Origin of the sequence: Dyadobacter bucti (assembly GCF_005869225.1) — a bacterium.
Classification (GTDB): Bacteria; Bacteroidota; Bacteroidia; order Cytophagales; family Spirosomataceae; genus Dyadobacter; species Dyadobacter bucti.
This window is the reverse complement of sequence record NZ_SWFP01000003.1, coordinates 446,064-469,649: the sequence shown is the minus strand read 5'-3', so window position 1 is coordinate 469,649 and position 23,586 is coordinate 446,064. Positions and strand designations below refer to the sequence as shown.

The following is a 23,586-nucleotide window of genomic DNA, read 5'->3' as shown; positions in this document are numbered from 1 at the left end:
TTGGAAATATAGTTGTTAAAACTCTTTGCATTTCAATTTCAACAGATCCAATAATGACCAAATACCTTTCATTATTCCTACTCATCTTTTTCTCTCAATCCCTATTTGCACAGGGAAACCGGATCAGCCCGGTACCCTTGAAAAATGTTAAAACACACAGGGGCTTCTGGCATACCAGATTGGAATCGGCTCAGAATGTAACAGTTCCTCATGCTTTGCATCAATGTGAAATCACAGGAAGGATCGACAATTTTGCCATAGCAGGAGGTCTAAAAAAAGGTGAGTTTCAGGGTGTACGCTTCAATGATTCGGATGTTTTCAAAGTTGTTGAAGGTGCTGCCTATGTTCTTCAGAATAAGTACGATCCCAAGCTCGACCACTACCTCGACAGCCTGATCACTCTTTTCGCCGCTGCCCAGGAGCCAGACGGATATTTATACACCGTCCGGACCATCAATAAAGATACCACCGGTTCCTACGACTGGATCGCTGGCCCCTACCGGTATTCCTTTGAAAACGGCAGCCATGAGCTCTACAATGTGGGGCATCTTTATGAAGCAGCCGTTGCCCATTACGAAGCAACAGGTAAGACGACATTACTCAATATCGCCACAAAAAATGCGGATCACCTGGTCAAAACTTTTGGCCCCAACCCCGGCCAGCTTGTCGTAGTACCCGGCCACGAGGAAATCGAAATCGCACTGATTAGATTGTACCGCACCACAGGGAAAAAAGAATATCTCGACCTTTCCCGTTTTTTCATCGATATGCGTGGGCGATCGGACAAACGGTCGTTGTACCTGGATGAACACAAGCTGGGCCCTGCTTATTTCCAGGACCAGGTTCCATTCGTACGTCAGAAAGAAGCTGTGGGCCATGCGGTCCGCGCTCAATATCTGTATGCTGCCGTTGCCGATATGCTGACTGTTCAGGACGATCCGAAATACGACGCCGCCATTCAGACGATCTGGAATGATGCAACTGCCAAAAAGCAATACATAACAGGCGGCGTAGGTGCTCGGGAAGATGGAGAAGCCTTTGACCAACCTTACGTGCTGCCCAACGACAATGCGTATGCAGAAACCTGTGCGGCTATCGCTAACATGTTATGGAACCACAAAATGTATTTGTACACGGGTGAAGCAAAATATATGGATGTTTTTGAACGTGTGCTTTACAATGGTTTTCTCGGAGGAATGTCTGTGAAAGGCGATGAATTCTTTTATGTAAATCCGATGGCTTCCAACGGAAAAAACGATTTCGGAAAAGGATCTGGTGCCGTACGACATGAATGGTTTGGTACTGCCTGCTGCCCTACCAATGTTTCACGTTTTCTGCCCGCTGTACCGGGCTACATGTACGCTACCCAAGGCAATGAATTGTTTGTCAATTTGTTCGCAGACAATGAAGCAACATTAACGGTTAATGATATGGTTGTAAAAATCAGCCAGCAGACCAATTATCCCTGGGAAGGGAATATCAAAATGACGGTTTCACCAGAAAAAACGACCAATTTCCTCTTGTCAGTACGTGTTCCGGGCTGGGCGAACGGTGAAGCCATTCCGGGAAACCTGTATTATTATCAGGATAAAAATTCAAACCCCGTTTTAGTGACGGTCAATGGTAAAAATGTGCCTGCGACGATTGAAAAAGGTTACCTGAAGCTGGCCAGAACCTGGAAAAAAGGGGATGTGGTCACACTTTCTCTGGATATGCCGGTCAGAAAAGTAAAGGCTAATGAAAAGGTAAAAGCAGGTAAGGGAAAAGTCGCGCTGGAACGCGGTCCGATCGTTTATTGTGCCGAAGGCCATGATAATAGCGGAAAAGCACTTTCGATCCCGGTTACTTCCGGTCAGATATTCAAATCCGAATACCGTCAGGATTTTCTGGGTGGTGTAAACGTACTGACTTCCGGGAATGTAACGCTGATCCCTTACTATGCCTGGGCCAATCGCGGGGCCAACGAAATGGCAATCTGGTTCGATCAGAAATAGCCTATTTTTTGCCCAGATTCTTTTTCACAGTTTCCAGGTCCCGAAGCTCTCCGTTCACGACAATATTCACGTCGCTGTTTTTAAAAGCATCGTTTTCGGAAACCAGCTTACTTTTAAAATAGAGCGTAAAAGGAAGGTCTTTACCTTTGCCCAGCAGCTGCACCGCAGCCTTCAAAGTTTTACCCATATCGATAGACAGCGGAATTTCATAAGTTTCGCTGCTCTTTCCTTTTATTTTGGTAGCTCCTTTCACACTTCCTTCTGCAAGTCTTTTTTGTTTACCGAGATCCACTACATAGGAAGGATTTTCAAACTGGACGGGAAACGGGTTCTGGTTGGAGAATTTGAGATGCAGAATAACTTCCGACTCTTTTAAACCAAATTTTTTCATGTCATAACCAGCCATTTCAACTTTTGGCAGACGGTACAATGGCAGCCTCTTGTCCATCTCAAGTTTCAAGGTATCTTTCCCTAAAAAGGGTTTTTCCAGATGAAAATGCGCTTCAAAATGATAATCCGCGCTGTCCTCCCCTTTCGCGGCTTCTTTTTCACCTTCCTTCTTTAGTTTCTTGATCTTTAGCTGGGCTGGTAAGGTGATCATATTGCTGTCCTGCGCATTGATAACCAGCGGTTTTGCATATTCATCTTCCACTACTGTCACCTGATTCATTTGAACAGAGTAGCTGAAATTTTTGGCATGTATTCCTATGGGCAAAGGATTGTCTACCAGCAAACTCAGCGTAAGATCAATGGTGCTGTCCGTTATATTGCTGATCTGCCCGATCCCCATTTCCACCCGCGGTTTGAGACCTGAAACGGGGTTGGCGTTTTTTTGTTTGTAAAAATAAAATCCGGCGCCCAAGGCTACGGCTAAGACGAGGATTATCAGGAGTACTTTGACCGGTTTGGAGAGGTGCATGTTCGAATGGATTATTAAGGATCGAAAAAGGTTTTATTAAAAAATCGTTCCGCGCGGGCCCTGACGTATAATCATTTGATTCACAATTAATTCCCCATATCCCACTCCAATTTTAACGTATATGTGTACTATTCTCTCAGTAAATAACTTCACAATCGCAGAAAGGATGTTTCTCTATTTGGTACAGGTTTTTAACGGGCGGCGTCAATGAATAATGATGTTCATATGTTTTTTTAACAAACCAATTACACCTTTTCAACGACGAAATCATGAAAGCGACTAAAAGTAAAACCACCAATCAAATTACAGAAACAGACAGCGAGAAATTGAAAGAACTTTTTGTAGACGGTCTGAAAGATATCTATTGGGCAGAGAAACACCTGGCTAAGGCACTCCCGAAAATGGCTAAAAACGCTACTTCCGACGAGCTAAAAGCTGCTTTTGAGAAGCACACTTCTGAAACCGAAGAGCACGCTTCACGCCTGGAAGAAATATTCGGACTCGTAGGTGAAAAAGCTCAGGCAAAAAAATGCGCAGCGATGGAAGGACTGCTCGAAGAAGCAGACGAGATCATCAGCAGTACCGATAAAGGTACGATGGTACGCGACTGCGGTTTGATTATGGCTGCCCAAAAAGTGGAGCATTATGAAATTGCTTCTTACGGCACGCTCCGTAACATTGCCCGCACGCTTGGCCACTCGGACGTAGCTGACCTGTTGCAGCAAACGCTCGATCAGGAGGGAGAAACGGATCACAAGCTTACCGAACTTGCCGAAACGTATGTAAACGAAGAAGCGAGCGCAGAGTAAGTTAATTATGGGTAGCCCCTCCGGGGCAAGGTTCTAAAAAGGGGGTTGCCCCGTGCTGGGGCAAAACTTGATTGTTATAAGTAGATTAACTTCTGTCGCAATGCTAGCCCCAAAAGGGCTATCCATTCCCAGAAACAAATGTACAGACAAGAAATTTTGCCCCAGCGGGGCTACCCATTCCTAAACGCAAATGCACAGGTAAGCAGTTGCCCCGGAGGGGCTACCCATTCCTAAACGCAAAAGTACAGGTAAGCACTTGCCCCAGCGGGGCTACCCATTCCTAGAAACAGATGCACAGGCCAGGAATTTGCCCCGGAGGAGCTACCCATTTATTTCCCCTGGCGAAAACTCTTCGTAATCCAGCCACCGCCAACTACATCATCGCCTTCGTAGAACACTGCGGCCTGCCCCGGTGCAATGCCATTGACACCGTCATGGAAATGGGCGACAATTTTATCGGGTTCTACTTGCTCTATAACCGCTGGTGTTCCATCGTGTTTATATCTCACTTTGGTAACTGTCTCCAAAGGCCTATCTATCGAAGCATATTTCTGAAGATTCAATTTCCCGACGTTCATTCCATCGCGGAACAGATCCGGTAAATCGCCCAAAACGACTTCATTGGTTTCTTTCCTGATCTCAGTTACAAATGCCGGTTTACCCAATGCAATTCCGAGACCTTTGCGCTGCCCTACGGTATAAAAAGGGTAACCTTCATGCTTACCAACAACTGTCCCGTCCTGAAAGACAAAATTTCCGCCAGCCACTTCCTGTTCAAGCCCCGGAATTCTTCTTTTCAGGAAACCGCGGTAATCGTTGTCGGGCACAAAGCATATTTCGTAGCTTTCAGATTTGTTGACGAGATCAATAAATCCCCTCTCCCGCGCCATTTCACGGATCTCTGATTTGTGCAGATAACCCAGCGGAAGTTTGGTACGGGAAAGGCTTTCTTGCGAAACTCCCCACAGCACATAACTCTGGTCCTTCCAGCTATCTATACCTTTTGAAACATAGTGCCGCCCATCATTGAATTGCATATTGGCATAATGTCCGGTCGCGATGAATTCGCAGTCTAGCCTGTCGGCGCGTTTCAGCAAAGCATCCCATTTGATGTGCGTGTTGCACAATACGCAAGGATTGGGTGTGCGACCTTCCAGATATTCGCCGGTGAAATGGTCAATCACATAGTCCCCGAATTCTGTCCGGATATCAAGAATATAATGTGGAAAGCCCAGCTCAACGGCAATATTGCGGGCGTCATTGATGGAGTCGAGAGAGCAGCAACCTGTTTCTTTTTTGGTGCCGCCACTGCTGGCGTAATCCCAGGTCTTCATGGTCATTCCGATGACCTCATAACCTTGCTCGTGTAACATAACAGCTGCGAGGGAGCTGTCGATGCCGCCACTCATGGCGACCAGAATTCTTCCGTGTTTACTCATTCCGGGAATCTGCGAAGGTTGAATGCCTTCCGATTTTGTTTTAGTTGAAAATTGCTAACAGAATATTTCCTGCTATTTGTTCCTTACAAAGGCAAAGTTAACGCTAAAATTCAGGCTTCACAGAATATCAGCGTTTTATCTCAGGCATTCACCTGCCGGATCACATTTTTGATATTCAGTTCTATCACGTCCGTCATGCTTTCACACTTGTAGTAGTGCGAATCACGGTAGTGTTTTGCAAGACCTTCCCGCAGCTCATGAATATTATCCAGGGTCGAAATATTATCTTTTTTGGAGACATCGCGGAGCTCTTTCAACCGGTGCTTCTCGCTTCTTGCCTGATACATGATCGACGACTGCTCTTCCTGCTGATATTGCAAAACCGTTTTGTCTGTCAAATATTCCATGGCCAGCTCTACATAAGGCCTGTTTTCCTTAAAAAACTGCGGCATGTACACTTTCAGGTTTCCTTCATAAAACTGCTGATCAAAATCAATGGCCCGCAGCCTGAACTGAAAATCATCAAAATCCGGAGTAATCTGCATCACAAAGTTATAAGAACGCATATCGCCAAGCAGCGTGATCATGCACCGTTCATTGAACTTCACAAATTCCTTCGCAATACGGATCGGATTATAGTCCGTATGCCTGAGACGCGTTTTGGCAAATTCATCACCCGGAATCCCGGCAATATGTTCTTCGATCAGGCTGTCGCCGTCGACCAGGTAGTTAACCTGATTAGGGGAAAATATCTCTTCAAGTTCCAATCCGTATATGCGGGAAGCGTCGGCCTTTTTTACATAAAAATAATCGTAAATATCATTGAGACGGTTTACAATCTTGATTCTGAATGGGTTGGAATTGCCAAATTTGCAATAATCTATCCTGTCAATGTATTTATGTTCCACAATCCTGAGATTGCCCGAAGCTTTCAGCATGGCATATGCTTTTTTCAATCCACTGTGCAGCCTGGCAATTTCATGCGGCGGATATAGCGGACTTTCCCAAAGTGTATCCTTCCCGTTTTTGTCCATAACAGGAAACGATTCGTAAAAGCTGAGCAGATCCTGATAACCCACAGGGAGCTTAGCATCACGCTGGTAAAAACGCAGATACCGCCTTAACTCGGTACTAACCGGGTAAATCGGTTTTTTTCGCAAGATCGTTACATCACCGTGTTCCATGTAAGGAAGTTAATGTTTATTGGGCGAAACTGCGAAAGAAATTCTAAAAAAGGCTGAAATGTCACCCCTCACGGGGTTCTCTATTTCCCTGATTGATTTTGGCTACAATAATTACATCCCTTCGGGATTTTAAGCGGAGCATTTCAAAGAAATTCCGGAAAGCCCGAAGAGCTGAAATTATTGTAACAAAGATGACGCATCTACAATCGCTGAACCTTTTTCTGATTGATTTTTATCTACGATAATTACTTCCCTTCGGGATTTTAAGCCGGGTATTTCAAGAAAATTCTGGAAAGCCCGAAGAGCTGAAATTATTCTAACAAAGATGACTCATCTACAAACGCTGAACCTTTTTCTGATTCATTTTTATCTACAATAATTACTTCCCTTCGAGATTTTAAGCCGGGCATTTCAAAATTTCCGGAAAGCCCGAAGAGCTGAAATTATTGTAACAAAGATGACGCATCTACAATCGCTGAACCTTTTTCTGATTGATTTTTATCTACAATAATTACATCCCTTCGGGATTTTAAGCCGGGTATTTCAAGAAAATTCTGGAAAGCCAACGAGCTGAAATTAGCGCAACAAGCGAGATATCATCAGCAAACGCCGAACCCCTCGCGGGGTGACATAAGTAATGTACCAAAAAAAGGCTTCCTTACGAAAGCCTTTTTTTGGTACAATATTGAGAAGACCGTTAATTCGGGATCATATTATGCGGATCGATCACAAACTTCTTGGCTGCTCCTTTGTCAAAATCCTTATAACCTCTCGGCGCATCCTGTAAGCTGATTACCTCCACATTCACTGCTTTTGCTATTTTTATTTTATCATATAAAATCGCATTCATCAACGATCTGTGGTACTTCATAACCGGGCATTGTCCGGTATAAAAGGAGTGTGATTTTGCCCAACCCAATCCAATCCGGATACTAAGACTGCCTTCCTGCGCCGCCTTATCTTTTGCTCCCGGATCCCCGGTCACATATAAACCCGGGATCCCGATCGCGCCTCCTGCCCTGGTGATGGCCATAGCCGTGTTCAAAACCGTGGCCGGGCGTTCTTCATCGGCGTTTTGTCCATGCCCGCGGGCCTCGAAACCAACGCAATCCACAAAACAATCCACTTCCGGAACACCAATGATGGCTGCGATCGCTTGTTCGAGCGGCACATCTTTTTTCAGATCGATGATCTCGCAACCGAAGCTTTTAGCCTGATCCAGTCTCTCCTGTATCATATCGCCCACAATAACCACGGCCGCACCCAGCAAATGGCAGGATGCCGCGCAGGCAAGTCCAACCGGCCCCGCACCCGCCACATATACAATAGAACCCGGGCCCACGCCAGCCGTAACTGCACCGTGAAAACCGGTCGGGAAAATATCGGATAGTAATGTCAAATCTTTAATGTAGGCCATTCCCTGGTCTTTATCCGGGAATTTGAGCAGGTTAAAATCGGCATAGGGAACCATTACATACTCAGCCTGACCGCCAACCCAGCCGCCCATGTCCACATATCCGTAAGCTGCGCCCGGACGTGCAGGATTTACATTGAGACAAATACCGGTTTGTCCGACTTTACAGTTCCGGCATCTTCCGCAGGCAATGTTAAACGGCACCGAAACCAGGTCGCCGACTTTGATAAACTCTACATCGCGGCCGGCTTCCAGGACAATGCCTGTAATTTCATGACCCAGGACCAGTCCCGCCGGAGCAGTAGTCCGCCCCCGGACCATGTGCTGGTCACTACCGCAAATGTTAGTTGAAACGATCTTAAGAATTACGCCATGTTCGCATTTCCTGTCCCCCAATGCCAGTTTTGGGTATTCAATTTCCTGCACTTCCACTTCACCGGGTTTGATGTAAGCCACTCCATGATTTTGACACATAAAGACTTAATTTAAGGGTTAGAAATTATTGAATTGTCACATTTATTCTTTGAATTTTTAAAGTTAACTAAATATTGGTAAATTCATCAAGATACATGCCGGATGAAATGCTGATCAAAAACGCGATTACCTGTTAACTTTATAAATCACAAGCAAAACGTTACCTTGAAACTGGGGCCGAGTAAATTGCTAGGAGAGTTGGAAATTATCAATATGCAGATTTCAAAGGACTTATATGGGTTGGTTGTTTGCGGCGGACAAAGTTCTCGCATGGGCACGGATAAGAGTCTTCTTGTTTATTATGACAAACCTCAGCGATATTATGTCAGCGAAATGCTCAGGCCGTTTTGTGAGGAAGTCTTTTTGTCGTGCAGCAGCGAGCAGGTTACAGATCTCTCAGCGGAATATAAAGTAGTGATCGATCTTCCCGAATATCAGCAAATTGGCCCAATCGCTGCTTTGCTGACCGCTTTTTCAACATTTCCGGGGAAAGATTTTTTGGTGATCGGATGCGACTACCCTCTTATCACCTCGAATGTGCTGAGCTGTTTTTTAGAAAACCTGGGAAAGCCGACATCCGCTTTTTTTAACCATGACAACAAATACGAACCGCTGCTTGCATGGTATTCCAGGGATTGTGCACCTTTACTAAAAGCATTTTTTAACCGGAACGAATTTTCACTTCAGCACTTTCTGCGGTCGGTGGAGGCGCAAAAGTATTATCCCGAAGACGATAAGGTGATGACCAGCGTAGATACTCCGGAAGCATATCAAAATATGAAACTGGTTCTGAACCAACAAAATATTAAGTAAAATGATCGAAACAGTATCGATTGTACGCAGGCAAATCAAAAAGGTATCTGCCGAAGGTATCTCGGATTTCACTGACCAGCTGGCCATTGAAGAGCCGCTGGAAATACGGCTGTCTTACAAAAACGAAGACAAACGCATCAGAAAAAGCATATCGGTGACTATGCGTACACCTGGGGGCGACGAAGAGCTGGCCGCCGGTTTTTTATTCACAGAGGGCATTATTCAAAATGCATCGCAAGTCCAGAATGTTATCGGAGGATTACTCGAAGAAAATACGGTTCTGGTAACACTGAATGATTATGAGGTGCCGGTTTTATCCTCTTCTGAAAGAAATTTTTACACCACATCAAGCTGCGGTGTTTGCGGAAAGGCCAGCATCGATGCTATCAAAACGGTATCCGCCTATTCAGGCCAGAATGATTCTATTACCGTCAACTCCCATATATTCTCAGGATTGATTGAGGAACTGGAAAAGCAGCAGACTATTTTTGAAAGTACCGGGGGCCTGCATGCATCCGCGTTGTTTGAACTGGACGGTTCTTTTGTAACATTGCGTGAGGATGTGGGAAGGCACAATGCCCTCGACAAGGTAATTGGCTCTATGTTTCTAAAAAACGCGCTGCCACTTGCCGATAAAATACTTTTGCTCAGCGGCAGGGCGAGCTTTGAGCTAATACAGAAAGCGGCGATGGCCGGGATTAAAATAGTGGCTGCGGTTGGCGCGCCGTCCAGCCTTGCGGTGCAACTTGCTCTGGAAAGCGGTATTACACTCGTAGGTTTTTTGAAAAAAGACAAATTCAATATTTATACCGGCTGGGAAAGAATAACAAATTATGAAAATACGCATTAACGGAAATTCAGTTCGTGTCAGATTGTCCAAAAAGGAAGTGGAAAGATTGGCAAATGAGGGTTATCTCTCTGAGAAAACTTCGTTTGGAAGTACCGCTTTTGAATATGTCCTCGAACAAAATAATGAAGTAAAAGACCTTTCGGCTTCGTTCGACGGCTGGAAGATCATCATGCAGGTACCTTCACTTTATCTGAAGGAATGGCCCGTCAATAATGTTGTAGGTTTTGACGCCAATATGCCAATCGATGGCGAGAAAACGTTGTATTTGTTATTGGAAAAAGATTTTAAATGTCTCGACAATACTACAGAAGACCAGTCGGACAACTATGAGAATCCAAAAAGCTGCTGACCATGATCAATGAAAATCCTACTCCCGAGACAGCCGAAAATCCCGAAGAATTTACGGGGTTGAAATTGGGCAAGATAAAAAAAGTAGCCGCAGGAATTCCAGCGGTAGTTTCCAGCCTCGAAAAAGTGGTAGGCGAAGCAGGATTTTCCCGCGGGATGAAAGCGCTATGGTATCTGAACAAAAAGGGAGGCTTTGACTGCCCTAGCTGTGCCTGGCCAGACCCCGACGATGAGCGTTCGGGAATAGCCGAATACTGTGAAAATGGTGCCCGGGCAGTGGCAGAGGAAGCAACGGCTAAAAAACTGGATGCCGAATTTTTCAGCCAGAATTCAATTTCTGACCTTAGCAAGCTTTCGGATTATGAAATCGGCGGCAAAGGGCGTATTGCACAGCCCATGTATTTACCCAAAGGAGGTACACATTACCAGCCGATTTCCTGGGACCAAGCTTTTGATAAAATCGGGACATCGCTTAACAGTCTTGCTTCTCCCGACGAAGCCATTTTTTACACTTCCGGCAGGACCAGCAACGAGGCTGCCTTTTTGTACCAGCTTTTTGTACGTGAATATGGAACAAATAACCTGCCCGACTGCAGTAATATGTGCCACGAAAGCAGCGGGGTAGCATTGGGACAGTCGCTGGGAATCGGAAAAGGTTCGGTGACACTCGAGGATTTTTATGAAGCCGAAGTGATCATGATCCTCGGCCAGAATCCCGGCACGAATCATCCGAGAATGTTAACGGCTCTGAACAAAGCCAAAGCAAACGGTGCAAAGGTCATTTCTATCAATCCATTGCCAGAAACCGGCCTGATGGGTTTCAGTAATCCGCAAACGGTCAAAGGGGTTCTGAACCTCGATACGACTTTAACAGACCTTTTCTTACAGGTTAAAATCAACGGTGATATGGCTTTGCTGAAAGCGATCCAGATCCTGCTGCTGAACCAAGACGACAAATCCCCCGGTACCGTGCTGGATGTTGATTTTATCAAAAATAATACCCTAGGTTTCAGCGATTTCAGGAAAGAAGTTGAACGATACAATCCTGCTGAGTTAGCTCAAATTGCCGGAATACCCTTTTCCCAGGTACAGAAAGCTGCGGAAATCCTGAAAAACAAAAAGAAAATCATTGCCTGCTGGGCGATGGGCCTTACCCAGCACAAAAACGCTGTGGATACAATCAAGGAGGTCGTTAACCTGCTCCTCATGAAAGGCAGCATCGGAAAACCCGGTGCGGGAACTTGCCCGGTGCGCGGCCATAGCAATGTGCAGGGCGACCGTACCATGGGGATTTACGAGAAACCTTCCGCCAAATTCCTTGCGGCTATTGAAGCCAATTTTGGTTTCACGCCTCCTCAAAACCATGGTTATGATACTGTGGAAGCGATCAAAGCGATGCACGAAGGAAAAGCAAAAGTTTTCTTTGCAATGGGCGGAAACTTCCTTTCGGCTACGCCTGATACCAATTTTACCGCGGAAGCTTTACGTAAATGTCAGCTTACCGTGCAGGTTTCTACCAAGCTCAACCGCAGCCACCTGGTTCATGGTGAAGAAGCTATTATTCTTCCCTGTCTTGGCCGGAGCGATATGGATATGGTGAATGGAGAAAACCAGTTCGTATCCTGCGAAAATTCAATGGGGGTTGTACAGTCTTCGAAAGGCGTCTTAAAACCTATATCCGAGCATTTATTGAGCGAGCCGGTCATCATGTGTAAAATTGCAAAAGCGACCCTGGGTACTAAAACGAAGACAAACTGGGAAGGTTACGCATTGCATTATGACCATATCCGGCAGGAAATTGAGCGTACAATTCCGGGATTTCAAAACTATAATCTCCGGGTGCGGGAGCCTGGCGGCTTTTATCTGCCGAACTGTAACCGGGAAGGCAATTTTGATACAATAAGTCAAAAAGCCCACTTTAACCTGGCACCGCTGCCTGAAAATAAATTACAGGAAGATGAGCTGGTGATGATGACCATCCGCAGCCACGACCAGTTCAATACCACCGTGTATGGCTTAAATGACCGTTATCGCGGAATTTATAATGAACGCAGGGTTATCTTAATGAACGCTGCTGATATGTCGGCGCGAAACCTGAACAAAGGCGATGTAGTGGACATTTTTAATCAGCATGCCGGGACGGAGCGGATTGCCCGAAAATTCATTGTAGTCGAGTACCCGATTCCGGAAGGATGCACAGCTACTTATTTTCCGGAAACAAACGTCCTTGTTCCGGTGACCAGCGTAGCTGAAAAAAGCAACACACCTACTTCCAAACATGTCATCATTACACTGCGTAAACGCGAACCTTAATATTCAGCTAACATTAGTAAGGTAAACGTACCTTACTTTTCACCTTTAATAGCAAACCTGGTATTTGCAGCCATGGTTGATGTAATTTTTATAGTTTAAAATTCACAAAATGAAAAGATTTTTTTTATCAGTTGCGGTGGCTTTTATCTGTTTAAGCACCTTTGAAAGTATGGCTCAAAATAAAAATAAGGTAATAGCACATCGCGGTGCCTGGAAAAATACGGGGGTTACTGAAAACTCGATCGGAGCTTTGGAGCACGCTATCAAGCTAGGCTGTTACGGAAGCGAATTTGATGTACACATGTCTGCCGATTCGGTTATATATGTGCATCATGACCATGCTATCAAGGGAACACATATCGAAAAAACGTCGTCAGCAGAACTATCTCAGATCAAGCTGGCTGACGGCGAAAGCCTTCCAACGCTTGAAGCTTATCTGAAAGCCGGTTCCAAACAGAAAAAAACGCGTCTGATCCTGGAAATCAAAACTTCGTCGATCAGCAAAGAACGTTCGCTGGCTCTGGCTACGAAATGTGTGGAAATGGTAAAGAAGTTAAAGGTTGAAAAAATCACCGACTACATTGCTTTCGACTTTGATGTTTGCAAAAAAGTAAAAGAGCTGGCACCGAAAGCACATGTCGAATACCTGAATGGTGATAAAACGCCCGCAGAAATCGCCGCAGCCGGACTGGATGGTATTGACTACCATTTTACAGTTTACAAAAAACATGAGAGTTATATCAAAGATACCCAGAAGGAAAAAATGAAGACCAATGTATGGACGGTCAACGATGAAGCAACCATGAAATATTTCCTGGAAAACGGTGTGGATTTTATCACTACCAACGAACCGGAACTGTTACTCTCAATTAATAAATAAAAATTTGTTACCGGGCTTCGACCTCGCCCACATGTAGGTTTCAGCGAAGTCGAAGCCCGGCGCTCGGAAGTTATTTCTTCCCATATTTATCAATTGCTACCTTGATCTTCTCTTCCCGGTTCGCGGGGCTGGGGTGTGAGCTCATAAACTCCGACTGCTCGTTACCACCAGAAGCTTTTTCAAGCACTTCCATTACATCCAGCAGTGCTTCTGGCTTGTAGCCGGCTTCAATCATATATTTAACACCAAAATCATCTGATTCAAGTTCGTCGTCACGTCCGTAGCTCAGATTGACCAGATTAGCGACATATTGTGCTGTCTGGGCGGAAGTATAATCTCCGCCGGCGACTCCGGCAGCGCCCGCAAGTCCCTGCAATAATTCACCTTTTGCCATTTGCGCAGCCGAGTGCCGCCCGATGACGTGCCCCATTTCATGTCCGAGGACACCGGCGATCTGATCATCGGTTTTCAATTCCTTTAAAAGGCCCATAGTGATAAATATCTGTCCGCCTGGCACTGCAAATGCATTGACAGTTTTTGGATCAGCGAGAACGTGGAAATCAAATTTGTAAGGTGAACGGCTGGCTTCTGTTGAATTCACCAGTTTTTCTCCTATAGCATCAATCTTATTCTGGACCTGTGGATCCTGATACAGCCCTCCGAATTCGGCGGCCATCTGAGGTGCGGACTGCAGTCCGAGCTGGACTTCTTCCTCGGGTGTCAGGCTTACACGCTGCTTTTTGCCTGTAACCGAGTTGACCTGTGTTTTGTTAAAATAACTGAACAAAGTGACCAGCACAATGATAATTGCGAATATGAATCTTCCTCCCAGTCTGCGCATTTTTTGATAGAGTTTAAGTGACCTTCCGGTTTTGTTTATATAAAATGTATACCAAAACGTATAGCGTAAAAACAGTGGACCGGAACGAGGATTAAATATAAAAAAATCCTGTACGGAACGTACAGGACTTCGGTATCGGGAAGGAATGAATTTCAGTTGATTTTGGATAGCTGCAACTGTCCGTTGCTCTCCTGCCATGCACGGATAACCTGCGCCAGCTGCTTATATTCGATCAAAAAGCCATCGTGCCCGTAAAGGGAATCGATCTCCTGAAAAACGGCGTCAGGAATATGTCTTGCCAGAAACTGCTGTTCAGACAAAGGAAACAACAAATCTGATTTGATACCCAGCACCAGCGTTTTGGCTTTCACCAGCCCCAGCGCATGTACAATTCCTCCACGGTTTCTGCCCACATTATGTGAATCCATGATCTTCGACAATACCCAATAGGAGAAAGCATTAAAACGCTTCACAAATTTGTCGCCCTGGTATTGCTGATAAGACGATGCCCGAAAGTCGTCTATCTGATCAGGATTGTCACGTGCCTGGGTGAAATTGTAGGTATCGTAATTACGGTAGGAAAGCAATGCGATCGAACGTGCCGCCCGCATGCCCATGCCACCCGCCTCATTATTTTCGTTTTTAAAAGTAGGGTCAGCCTCGATAGCCATTCTTTGCGACTCGTTGAAAGCGATTCCCCACGGAGAATGCAACGCATTAGATGCGATCAAAACAAGCTCTTCACATAAGTCCGGTACTTCGACGGCCCATTCCAGAGCCTGCTGCCCTCCGAGTGAACCTCCGATGCAGATTTTGATCTTACGGATTTCCAGCTCTTGTCTCAACAATTCCATTGTGCCCACTACATCCCGGACAGTAATTACCGGGAAATTCCTGTAATAAGGTTTCTGTGTTTTCGGATTGACAGAAAGCGGTCCGGTGGATCCGTAAGCGGAGCCTAATACATTGACACAAATGATGAAATACTTTCGGGGATCAAAATATTTGTCCTCTCCTACCAGCCCGTCCCACCAGTCGGCTGCGTTGGAGCTGCCGGTAAGTGCGTGGCAGATCCATACAATGTTCGTATCATCCTCATTTCTTTTTCCATAAGTAGTGTAGGACAATTCAAAACCTGGCAGTTCACCTCCCATTTCCAGGGAATAGGCGTATGGGTATTTAAATATTTTTTGTTCCGCTTGCATAGTGCCAGAGCACAGAGTTTAATTCAACAATACAATTAACCGCAGAGCCCATAAAAAAGATGAGCGTACAGAATGTGAGATTAAAGCCATTCGGCTTACGGAAATTTCTAACTGTAAGTACACGCGAATTGAGTTTATATCTCCTAATAACTTAGGTGGGAATTAGCACCTTTCTCCAATGTGGTAGCAGGTTGCCAGAGGTTCGTAGAGCCCATTCTCTCGCCTCTTCTTTATAAATCAATCGCTGATAAGTGAAGCAATTGACTTGATGGTGCAATATTAATCCCGGATGCCTGAAAATGCAAACAAATGCCGAAATTCTATTTGCCCGTGAATGCAGCGGTTCTATCTTTGTCAATTAACGATCCGGATTTTAAATGAAAAATTATCTTCTCTTTCTTCTTGTTTTTTTACACGCCACGGTGTCTTTTCCCCAAAATGTGCATCCTTCTCCTGATCAAATATCAAAGCATATTTACAAGCTTGCCTCTGACAAAATGAAAGGAAGGGGTACCGGAAGCAAAGAGAACGAAAAGGCGGCAAAATATGTGGCCTCCCAATTCAAGAGATACAAACTTCAGCCCCAGGGAACGAATGGTTTTTTTCAACCTTTCACAGCCAAAATCCGCCGTGTCGTCGTTCCCGACAGCATACGCGAGACCAGGAACGTAATCGGCTTTCTGAATAACGGCGCGGATTATACCATCATTATCGGTGCGCATTTTGATCATCTGGGCTTGGGAAAACAAGGCAGTTCCAAGGCAGAAAAACCGGAAGGACAAATTCATAACGGAGCGGATGATAATGCGTCAGGTGTTGCCGGACTTCTGGAACTGGCAAGATATTTTTCTCAAAATGATGTCAAAGAGGCTTATAACTTCCTTTTTATTGCTTTCGGAGCGGAAGAACTGGGGCTTGTCGGTTCGCGGTATTTTGTAAATAACCCGACCATACCTTTGGATAAGATCAATTTTATGTCCAATATGGATATGATTGGAAGATATGACCCGAAGCGCGGAGTAGGGATCGGAGGCTACGGAACCTCAGAGGAATGGCCGGCTGTATTTAAGGACGTCGCGAGTGAGACTAAATTCTTTACAGATAAGGCTGGCAGCGGCGGATCGGACCACGGTTCTTTTTATGCGAAAAAGATCCCCGTACTTTTCTTTCATACCGGAGGGCACGATGATTACCATAAACCAACGGATGATCCTGAAAAAGTAGATTTCAAAGCGGAGGCAGGTATTCTTAATATTCAGATAAACCTGATAGAAAACGCTATGAAACTTCCCAAACTGAAATTCAAGGAAGTGACTGATTGATATAAGCCCCGTTACAAAAAACACTGAACAGCTATGACGGAATATTTCAAAAGACTTTTCAGTTTTAACAATTGGGCAAACAAAGAGATATTGGATTGTCTAATTATCAATAATATAGAGGATGAGAAAATCATTCGATTGATGAGCCATGTTGCCCACGCACAGGGCAATTGGTATAAACGGATAGTAAACCAGCAAAATGATGCGATGGTCTGGAGCGTACTCTCCCTGGAAGAAATTGGGCGTCAGCTTGAACAAAACGGAAAACACTGGCTGGATTACCTGAACAGATTACAGGAGGTCGATTTCAGGAGGTCTCTCCATTACCGAAATTTGCAGGGGCAGCCTTTTACAAATGATATTCAGGATATTCTTGCGCATGTCGTAAACCATTCAACTTATCACAGAGGGCAAATCATTTTAAGTATTCGAAATGCAGGATATCCGCCTCCGCTGACGGACTATATTTATTATGCGAGGCTTTTCCCAGGTTAAGCGAAAGAAAGCATTCTGTTTTTCAGACCTCTATCTACAATCATTTAAATATCAATAGCTTGTACGGATTCGTTTCACCCACTATCAAATATTGCCAGTCCTATACTTCTCCCGAGGAATTATACGGTAGTTTGTACAAGGATGTGCAGAACAGTCATATTTTCACCGACTCGAAGTCTTTCGCGGATGCCATCCCGTTGGAAGATCCTGTTTTGATCATTGAAAAGTATCATCAGCAAAAACATGACGAATGCTTTGACCTTGCAGGTTTTGTACGGTCTCATTTCAGGATACCCGAACAGATAACTTCCGATTTTCAGGCCGACCAGAATATGTCCACCTCGGAACATATTGAGCGATTATGGCCTGTACTTACCCGGGAGCCCGAAAACCAGGAAAACGGCGGTTCACTGATTCCCCTGCCTTTCTCTTATGTTGTGCCGGGCGGCAGGTTCCGGGAAATATATTATTGGGACAGTTACTTTACAATGCTTGGCTTGAAGGAATCAGGACAAAATGATCTGATCAAAAACATGATCAATAATTTTGCCTACCTGATAGACAATTTCGGATATATACCCACTGCCAACCGCACTTATTACCTCAGTCGCTCGCAGCCACCGTTTTTCTCGCTGATGGTCAAATTGTACTCCGAAATGGAGGGCATCGGAATATTACCTAAATACCTGCATCAGTTGCAAAAAGAATATGATTACTGGATGGACACCGGCAACAATACGCTGGAACCTTTCACCGCCCACAGACGGATTGTGAGTATGCCTGACGGGGTGTTTCTCAACAGGTATTGGGACGATAAAGCCTCTCCGCGACCTGAATCGTACCGCGAAGATATTGAGCTTAGCCACGAGGCCGCGGAAAAATACCAGTCATCCCCGGACTCCGTGTTCAGGCATATCCGGGCAGCTGCGGAGTCTGGCTGGGATTTCAGCAGTCGCTGGTTTGAGGATGAAACCGATTTTGCCTCTATTCACACAACTGATATCATTCCGATTGATCTGAACTGCCTGATGTATCATCTTGAAAAAACGCTGGCCGAGGCTTATCTCGTAGATGAAAACCCGGAAATGAGTATGCTTTACGAAGAAAAGGCAAACCGACGGGCTGAGGCGATCCAGACTTATTTCTGGGATGACAGCAGGAAATTCTATATGGATTTTGACCTCAAAAGCAGGAACTACGCCAAAGCCATCACATTGGCGGGCACTTTCCCATTGTTTTTCAAACTCGCCCCGAAACCGCATTCTCACTACATGAGGGCTTATATCCGCCTTAATTTCATGCGATCCGGAGGATTACTGACAACCACGCAGCGGAGTGGGCAACAGTGGGATGCACCGAATGGCTGGGCCCCTTTGCAGTGGATCACTTACAAGGGTTTGCGCAATTACAATTTTCACCGCACAGCTAACGAACTCAGCGAAGAATGGCTCGGCCTGGTAGATAAAGAATTCAAACACTCCGGAAAAATGCTCGAAAAATATAATGTGTCAGATACGAACCTGATCGCGGGTGGCGGCGAGTACGAGATTCAGGAAGGTTTTGGCTGGACCAACGGGGTTTACCTTCGGATGAAAAACAGAAAACGTTGATTTCGGCTATGAAAACGGCCGCTCATTTTTATCTGATTTTAATAATTATCTTGAAAATTTCCAGAGACAAGATATTTTTATAGAGAATATTTTTAATACCTTGGTGGTACTAACCCCTTATATTGCCTGATACATGAAACTATCAATATACCAGATTGACGCATTTACAGATAAGCTTTTCAGTGGCAATCCGGCGGCAGTTGTCCCGCTGAGCGAGTGGTTACCTGAGGAAACCATGATTAATATTGCAGCCGAAAATAATCTCGCCGAAACTGCATTTTATGTTCCGACAGAAAAAGGGTTTCACATCCGGTGGTTTACGCCCACAGTAGAGGTAGAACTTTGCGGACATGCGACTTTGGCGGCTGCATACGTCATTTTTAATATTGAAAAATATCCCGGAGAAAAGATCATTTTTGATTCAAGAAGCGGAGAACTTGCTGTTGAATGTAAGGAAGATTGGCTCACATTGAATTTCCCAACGGATCAGTTTCATGTGGCAGTCCCTCCCCCGGCACTTGTTGAAAGCCTTACATCCGCTGTCATGGTCGAGGTATATAAGGGAAAAACAGATTATCTCGTCGTTCTTGAAACGGAAGAGGCTGTCCGTGAACTTGACTTTGACATCATCGTACTTTCTACAATTCCAGCCCGCGGGATCATCGTGACCGCTGCTGGGGACGAGGTTGATTTCGTTTCGAGGTTTTTTGCACCACAATCGGGGATAGACGAGGATCCCGTAACCGGCTCTGCACATACCACCTTGATCCCTTACTGGTCCGGAAAACTATCTAAAACCAGGCTGACAGCAAAACAGCTTTCAAAACGCGGCGGTTTTCTCAAATGCGAACTCGACGGCGACCGGGTTTTCATCGGCGGCCAGGCAAGACTTTATCTTCAGGGTGAAATTACGATAAGCTGATTTTAAACTTTTTCTTATTTACCACTGCGTGCGAGCTTAGTCCGCTGACCTGCGTACAAACCCCCTATTACAAGGACAGTCCCTATAATGGTGTAAATTGTGATTGGTTCGGACATAAGCCACCATGCAAAAAAGAACCCGAATAACGGACAAAGAAAAAGCCACATGGATGCGGTAACGGTATCGATCCTCAACAGATAAAACCAGCATATCAATCCAACAATAGAAACGGCAAGGCTCAGCCAAAGTACTGAGGCGCAGAATTGCGTATCATAAACGGCTGTGGAGAAATCACTCAGCAAGAACGTTGCGGGTAACAAAAGTATCCCTCCCAAAAATGCCTGCCATCCATTGATCAGCAGATTCGGTAAGGACCAATGAACAGTTGCATAGTAAACACTCGCAGCTGAAACTGCTATCATGCTCACCAGCAACAAAATTACCCCCAACGCGGTGATAGAACTGTCCGCAAGAAGCGGATATGTGGCCACTCCCACGCCAGCCATTCCTAAAACGATCCCGAGCCACTCCTCCGGCCTGGGACGCCTTTTCAACCACCAGGATGAAAGTAAAACTATGATCAGCGGATTCACTGATACAGCAAGACTACCGATGCCGGCAGTACTATATTTCATGGCGCACACGTAGAGGCCGAGATAAAGCGTTGTATTGAGAAATCCAAACAGGCCGAGTTGAAACAGCTCTTTTCGGTCAGGCAGGCGGTAACGCTGATCTTTACCGAACAAATATGAAAAACCGAGCAACAGGATTCCCGCAATAAAAAAACGAATATTTGCCAATACCAGGGGCGGTGCTGACTGTACACCAAACTTTGTTGCAACCGAAGCAGAAGACCACAGAATGGAAAAAAGAAGACCAATACCAAGATTTTTCACACACAAAAACAATTATGCCGCAAAAATACATGATGCATTTCGGCTTCGCCCTCTACATTTCATATTTTTGAACATGATTTGCATAAAAGACGTGAAGTGGATTTTTTTGATTTTGTTCAACTTATCGTGCGTTGCCGCGTTTTCTCAAAGCCAGTGGACCTATGATTTTAATAACGGTTTAATACCCATCGAAAGCGGAGGACCTGCCTTAAAACAGCTTGGTCAGGCGGGACAGTTTATAAAAGAAAAAATTCCAAATTCCGACGATCTGAGTCGTACTATTTATCAGTTTGAAAAAAACAGCGGATTGCAGTTCAGCAATACCGAGGCAAAAGGTTTTCTGAACAAATCATTTACCATAGAGATCTATTTCAAGCTCAGTGAACTCGACAGCTGGAAACGCGTATTGGATTTCAAAAACAGAAAAAGCGATTACGGAAGCTATATATACGACGGCAAACTGAACTTCTACGACTTTGCAATCGGCGAAAAAGCTCCGGTACGGGCCAATCAATATGTCCATTATGTGTACTCTCGTGATTTCGAGACCAAAATCATCAAGATGTATATAAATGGCCAGTCTAAGCTGGAATTCAAAGATCCGGGCACGGAAGGAATTCTGGATGCAGACCAGGTGCTCAATTTTTTCCAGGACGACCTGATAGCCAATCATGAAGCCAGCGCAGGGGCGGTGGCGTTGATCAGGGTATATGACAGGGTTATGACACCCGTTTTTATCAGGAGAAGCTATCAAACCATCAGCAGGCTTAACAAAGAACAGGTCGCCAAAGAGGAGAAGGAAGAGGAAACGGAAGAAACAGCGCCCTCAGGCAGGAAAAATAGCAACATGGCAGTCGTCACGGGCAGGATTTACGATGGGCGAAACCTGAAACCGGTCAATGATGCAGAAGTATCGGTGAGAAAATCGAATAACGACTCCCTTGTGGCCCAAACCAAAACTGTCAATGGTGCTTATAATTTTGAATTACGCCCTTTTGAGTCTTATCGGATCTCTGCACAGGCCGACGGTTTTGAACCGAGAAGCATCGGGATCAAAACTACAAACAGGCATGAGGAAGTTAAATCGCTGATCAGCCTGGCACCTGAGACTTACACTCATCCACTTTCAACCGTTTACTTTTCACAAAGCAACGAAACGCTTGAAGGGGCGGCAGCGACGAGGCTGGATTCTGTTGTAGCCTACTTCGAAAAGCGTACTGATTTAAAGATCATGCTAAAAGGCCATACCGACAACACGGGCGATTTCAGTAAAAATCTGGAACTCTCAAACCAACGTGTACTGGCGGTCAAAAACTATCTTACCGGAAAAGGCATTCCCGAAAACCGCATCGAAGGATCAGGTTATGGTTCTACCCAGCCCAGCAGGCTCAATAAATCAGAGACGTTAAAGCAATCCAATCGGCGGGTAGATATTTGGGCGGAGCCTGTAAAAAGATAAAGCCATCTCATGGAGATGGCTTTATACTGACTATTCCTAAACCCTTAACCTTTTCTTATCTTTTATATCTTCAACTTATAAGCTTACAAATGAATTTGGCGCTTTCACTGCCGCATTTTCGATCTGATCTGCTGAAAGTGTATTTAAATCAAATGTTGTAATAAACTTCACCGCTTCTGCTTTTTTCAAAAGACTCTTTTTCAATTCAAGAGACTCCGGTGTATTTACTTCTTCCAGCTTGCTTCCCAAATCTGCGACAGCCGAACTAAATTTACCGATCAGACCCGCATCTGTAACGCGAAGTTTCGACGGTGTCTGTTGGTATAAAGTAATTATATTCTCAATAATACTCCAATTTTCCTGCTTAACAAATTCCGGAAGTACCTGCCCTATATACGACGCAAATTCCGAATCGGATTTATTGGCTAGAACAGTTGTCCTGTTATTAAGTTCATTTATTGTGTTCTCAGCCTGCGATTTTTTAGGAGCAACAAAAATTACAATTCCTAATACAATTGCAAATATAAAACTTTTCTGTTTTGTTTTCATGGTTTAATTCAATTTTTCTTTTTGCTAATAGTGATACAAATGTCACAATTAATTTTGAAATTACAAATTGAATAAAAACGCTACAACAGAATTTTATTTGGAATTTAATATTTATATAAGCACAAATACTGCTAACAAATACTATTTTTTAACCTTTAACTTGAAAATAATTTGGATAGTGATCCGGAAAACCAAATAAAATCACATCTTGAAATATTTATATTTTCTTGAAATAGTTCAATCATTGGTTATAATTGTTCATTGTATGTTGTATACCCAAAGTACAAAATGACACCACCATATCGCCGGCCTTGTCCAAAAATATAGGAAGTTCGCTCATTTCATCATTGGAAAAAGGTTTTAATACGTAATCTACTTGTCTGCCTTTTGGAAAATTATTTCCAATACCAAAGCGCAAACGAGGATATTCCGAAGTACCAAGCAGCTCTTCAATGTTTTTCAGTCCGTTGTGACCGCCATGACTTCCTTTGGGCTTGATGCGGGTAGTTCCAAAGGGCAGCTGCAATTCATCGACTATAACCAGCAGATTTTCAGCAGGTACTTTAAACTGGTCCATGTAATAGCGGATCGCCTTGCCGCTCAGATTCATGAAGGTGGTGGGTTTGATAAAATATATCTGGCGTCCTTTGTATTTCCATTCCGCCACGAATGCCAGACGCTCAAATGAGAACTTAAAATCATTTTGCGCAGCGAGCCTGTCCAAAACCATGAATCCGGCATTGTGCCTGGTGAAAGCATATTCCGGACCAATATTCCCTAGCCCGGCAATCAGATATTTCATTTGGTAAAAGTTTTTGATTTCATCTTTGAGCACTTAATTTAGGCTAAA

At 44.6% G+C, this 23,586-nt stretch carries 21 protein-coding genes and 1 riboswitch; of the genes, 12 read left to right on the top strand and 9 right to left on the bottom strand.

What is annotated here, in order from left to right; genetic code table 11:
- Nucleotides 1-53 precede the first annotated feature (53 nt).
- A complete protein-coding gene (locus FBF61_RS12065; RefSeq protein WP_138477476.1) occupies nucleotides 54-1,994 on the top strand; it encodes a glycoside hydrolase family 127 protein in 1,941 nt (646 codons plus the stop codon).
- Between the two features lies 1 nt (nucleotide 1,995).
- On the opposite strand, the gene FBF61_RS12060 is transcribed toward FBF61_RS12065, so the two are convergent.
- Nucleotides 1,996-2,913, bottom strand: a complete 918-nt coding sequence (locus FBF61_RS12060) for an LEA type 2 family protein (protein ID WP_138477475.1) — start codon at nucleotides 2,911-2,913, stop codon at nucleotides 1,996-1,998.
- Between the two features lie 269 nt (nucleotides 2,914-3,182).
- On the opposite strand from FBF61_RS12060, the gene FBF61_RS12055 reads away from it, so the two are divergent.
- Nucleotides 3,183-3,722 carry a YciE/YciF ferroxidase family protein gene (locus FBF61_RS12055; protein WP_138477474.1) on the top strand — a complete coding sequence of 180 codons (540 nt, stop codon included), beginning with the start codon at nucleotides 3,183-3,185 and terminating at the stop codon, nucleotides 3,720-3,722.
- 329 nt (nucleotides 3,723-4,051) lie between these two features.
- On the opposite strand, the gene mnmA is transcribed toward FBF61_RS12055, so the two are convergent.
- From mnmA to fdhA, 3 genes are all read right to left on the bottom strand, one after another.
- On the bottom strand, nucleotides 4,052-5,161 hold the full coding sequence (gene mnmA / locus FBF61_RS12050) for a tRNA 2-thiouridine(34) synthase MnmA (protein WP_138477473.1): 1,110 nt from the start codon (nucleotides 5,159-5,161) through the stop codon (nucleotides 4,052-4,054).
- 140 nt (nucleotides 5,162-5,301) lie between these two features.
- On the bottom strand, nucleotides 5,302-6,345 hold the full coding sequence (locus FBF61_RS12045; RefSeq protein ID WP_138477472.1) for a hypothetical protein: 1,044 nt from the start codon (nucleotides 6,343-6,345) through the stop codon (nucleotides 5,302-5,304).
- A 697-nt stretch (nucleotides 6,346-7,042) separates the two neighbouring features.
- The gene (gene fdhA / locus FBF61_RS12040; RefSeq protein WP_138477471.1) at nucleotides 7,043-8,233 is read right to left on the bottom strand and encodes a formaldehyde dehydrogenase, glutathione-independent; all 1,191 of its coding nucleotides are present in this window, start codon (nucleotides 8,231-8,233) and stop codon (nucleotides 7,043-7,045) included.
- 198 nt (nucleotides 8,234-8,431) lie between these two features.
- Between fdhA and mobA the strand changes: the two genes are divergently transcribed.
- The 5 genes from mobA to FBF61_RS12015 all read left to right on the top strand — a co-directional run bounded on the left by mobA (nucleotide 8,432) and on the right by FBF61_RS12015 (nucleotide 13,437).
- On the top strand, nucleotides 8,432-9,046 hold the full coding sequence (gene mobA / locus FBF61_RS12035; protein ID WP_229215016.1) for a molybdenum cofactor guanylyltransferase: 615 nt from the start codon (nucleotides 8,432-8,434) through the stop codon (nucleotides 9,044-9,046).
- A gap of 1 nt (nucleotide 9,047) precedes the next feature.
- Complete coding sequence (gene fdhD / locus FBF61_RS12030; protein WP_138477469.1) at nucleotides 9,048-9,896, top strand: formate dehydrogenase accessory sulfurtransferase FdhD; 849 nt, start codon at nucleotides 9,048-9,050, stop codon at nucleotides 9,894-9,896.
- A complete protein-coding gene (locus FBF61_RS12025) occupies nucleotides 9,880-10,245 on the top strand; it encodes a DUF7009 family protein (protein WP_138477468.1) in 366 nt (121 codons plus the stop codon). The genes fdhD and FBF61_RS12025 overlap by 17 nt, the downstream gene beginning before the upstream one ends.
- Nucleotides 10,246-10,247: 2 nt before the next feature.
- Nucleotides 10,248-12,557, top strand: coding sequence for an FdhF/YdeP family oxidoreductase (locus FBF61_RS12020; protein WP_166444504.1), 2,310 nt, complete (start codon nucleotides 10,248-10,250; stop codon nucleotides 12,555-12,557).
- 109 nt (nucleotides 12,558-12,666) lie between these two features.
- A complete protein-coding gene (locus tag FBF61_RS12015; protein ID WP_138477467.1) occupies nucleotides 12,667-13,437 on the top strand; it encodes a glycerophosphodiester phosphodiesterase in 771 nt (256 codons plus the stop codon).
- Between the two features lie 70 nt (nucleotides 13,438-13,507).
- Here FBF61_RS12015 and FBF61_RS12010 read toward each other — a convergent pair whose 3' ends face one another.
- Nucleotides 13,508-14,278 (bottom strand): M48 family metalloprotease, encoded by a 771-nt coding sequence (locus FBF61_RS12010; RefSeq protein WP_138477466.1) that lies wholly within the window; start codon nucleotides 14,276-14,278, stop codon nucleotides 13,508-13,510.
- A 152-nt stretch (nucleotides 14,279-14,430) separates the two neighbouring features.
- On the bottom strand, nucleotides 14,431-15,483 hold the full coding sequence (locus FBF61_RS12005) for a homoserine O-acetyltransferase family protein (RefSeq protein ID WP_138477465.1): 1,053 nt from the start codon (nucleotides 15,481-15,483) through the stop codon (nucleotides 14,431-14,433).
- A gap of 131 nt (nucleotides 15,484-15,614) precedes the next feature.
- Nucleotides 15,615-15,722: riboswitch (SAM riboswitch) on the bottom strand.
- A gap of 138 nt (nucleotides 15,723-15,860) precedes the next feature.
- Here FBF61_RS12005 and FBF61_RS12000 point away from each other — a divergent pair.
- The 4 genes from FBF61_RS12000 (at nucleotide 15,861) to FBF61_RS11985 (ending at nucleotide 19,832) form a co-directional block, all read left to right on the top strand.
- Nucleotides 15,861-16,805: a M20/M25/M40 family metallo-hydrolase gene (locus FBF61_RS12000; protein WP_138477464.1), complete on the top strand. Its 945-nt coding sequence runs from the start codon at nucleotides 15,861-15,863 to the stop codon at nucleotides 16,803-16,805.
- Between the two features lie 33 nt (nucleotides 16,806-16,838).
- Complete coding sequence (locus FBF61_RS11995) at nucleotides 16,839-17,300, top strand: DinB family protein (protein ID WP_138477463.1); 462 nt, start codon at nucleotides 16,839-16,841, stop codon at nucleotides 17,298-17,300.
- A 59-nt stretch (nucleotides 17,301-17,359) separates the two neighbouring features.
- Nucleotides 17,360-18,910 (top strand): alpha,alpha-trehalase TreA, encoded by a 1,551-nt coding sequence (gene treA, locus FBF61_RS11990; RefSeq protein ID WP_138477462.1) that lies wholly within the window; start codon nucleotides 17,360-17,362, stop codon nucleotides 18,908-18,910.
- A 133-nt stretch (nucleotides 18,911-19,043) separates the two neighbouring features.
- Complete coding sequence (locus FBF61_RS11985; RefSeq protein WP_138477461.1) at nucleotides 19,044-19,832, top strand: PhzF family protein; 789 nt, start codon at nucleotides 19,044-19,046, stop codon at nucleotides 19,830-19,832.
- A gap of 14 nt (nucleotides 19,833-19,846) precedes the next feature.
- On the opposite strand, the gene FBF61_RS11980 is transcribed toward FBF61_RS11985, so the two are convergent.
- Complete coding sequence (locus tag FBF61_RS11980; RefSeq protein WP_138477460.1) at nucleotides 19,847-20,728, bottom strand: DMT family transporter; 882 nt, start codon at nucleotides 20,726-20,728, stop codon at nucleotides 19,847-19,849.
- Between the two features lie 73 nt (nucleotides 20,729-20,801).
- On the opposite strand from FBF61_RS11980, the gene FBF61_RS11975 reads away from it, so the two are divergent.
- Nucleotides 20,802-22,187, top strand: coding sequence for an OmpA family protein (locus FBF61_RS11975; RefSeq protein WP_138477459.1), 1,386 nt, complete (start codon nucleotides 20,802-20,804; stop codon nucleotides 22,185-22,187).
- Nucleotides 22,188-22,262: 75 nt separating this feature from the next.
- Here FBF61_RS11975 and FBF61_RS11970 read toward each other — a convergent pair whose 3' ends face one another.
- Together FBF61_RS11970 and pth are read right to left on the bottom strand one after the other, a co-directional pair.
- On the bottom strand, nucleotides 22,263-22,736 hold the full coding sequence (locus FBF61_RS11970) for a hypothetical protein (RefSeq protein WP_138477458.1): 474 nt from the start codon (nucleotides 22,734-22,736) through the stop codon (nucleotides 22,263-22,265).
- A 241-nt stretch (nucleotides 22,737-22,977) separates the two neighbouring features.
- Nucleotides 22,978-23,538, bottom strand: coding sequence for an aminoacyl-tRNA hydrolase (pth, locus tag FBF61_RS11965; RefSeq protein ID WP_138477457.1), 561 nt, complete (start codon nucleotides 23,536-23,538; stop codon nucleotides 22,978-22,980).
- Nucleotides 23,539-23,586: the final 48 nt, after the last annotated feature.

Coding starts and splice junctions, on each gene's coding strand:
- FBF61_RS12065 (WP_138477476.1), top strand. CDS start 54: ATGACCAAATACCTTTCATTATTCCTACTCATCTTTTTCTCTCAATCC.
- FBF61_RS12060 (WP_138477475.1), bottom strand. CDS start 2,913: ATGCACCTCTCCAAACCGGTCAAAGTACTCCTGATAATCCTCGTCTTA.
- FBF61_RS12055 (WP_138477474.1), top strand. CDS start 3,183: ATGAAAGCGACTAAAAGTAAAACCACCAATCAAATTACAGAAACAGAC.
- mnmA (WP_138477473.1), bottom strand. CDS start 5,161: ATGAGTAAACACGGAAGAATTCTGGTCGCCATGAGTGGCGGCATCGAC.
- FBF61_RS12045 (WP_138477472.1), bottom strand. CDS start 6,345: ATGGAACACGGTGATGTAACGATCTTGCGAAAAAAACCGATTTACCCG.
- fdhA (WP_138477471.1), bottom strand. CDS start 8,233: ATGTGTCAAAATCATGGAGTGGCTTACATCAAACCCGGTGAAGTGGAA.
- fdhD (WP_138477469.1), top strand. CDS start 9,048: ATGATCGAAACAGTATCGATTGTACGCAGGCAAATCAAAAAGGTATCT.
- FBF61_RS12025 (WP_138477468.1), top strand. CDS start 9,880: ATGAAAATACGCATTAACGGAAATTCAGTTCGTGTCAGATTGTCCAAA.
- FBF61_RS12020 (WP_166444504.1), top strand. CDS start 10,248: ATGATCAATGAAAATCCTACTCCCGAGACAGCCGAAAATCCCGAAGAA.
- FBF61_RS12015 (WP_138477467.1), top strand. CDS start 12,667: ATGAAAAGATTTTTTTTATCAGTTGCGGTGGCTTTTATCTGTTTAAGC.
- FBF61_RS12010 (WP_138477466.1), bottom strand. CDS start 14,278: ATGCGCAGACTGGGAGGAAGATTCATATTCGCAATTATCATTGTGCTG.
- FBF61_RS12005 (WP_138477465.1), bottom strand. CDS start 15,483: ATGCAAGCGGAACAAAAAATATTTAAATACCCATACGCCTATTCCCTG.
- FBF61_RS12000 (WP_138477464.1), top strand. CDS start 15,861: ATGAAAAATTATCTTCTCTTTCTTCTTGTTTTTTTACACGCCACGGTG.
- FBF61_RS11995 (WP_138477463.1), top strand. CDS start 16,839: ATGACGGAATATTTCAAAAGACTTTTCAGTTTTAACAATTGGGCAAAC.
- FBF61_RS11985 (WP_138477461.1), top strand. CDS start 19,044: ATGAAACTATCAATATACCAGATTGACGCATTTACAGATAAGCTTTTC.
- FBF61_RS11975 (WP_138477459.1), top strand. CDS start 20,802: ATGATTTGCATAAAAGACGTGAAGTGGATTTTTTTGATTTTGTTCAAC.
- FBF61_RS11970 (WP_138477458.1), bottom strand. CDS start 22,736: ATGAAAACAAAACAGAAAAGTTTTATATTTGCAATTGTATTAGGAATT.
- pth (WP_138477457.1), bottom strand. CDS start 23,538: ATGAAATATCTGATTGCCGGGCTAGGGAATATTGGTCCGGAATATGCT.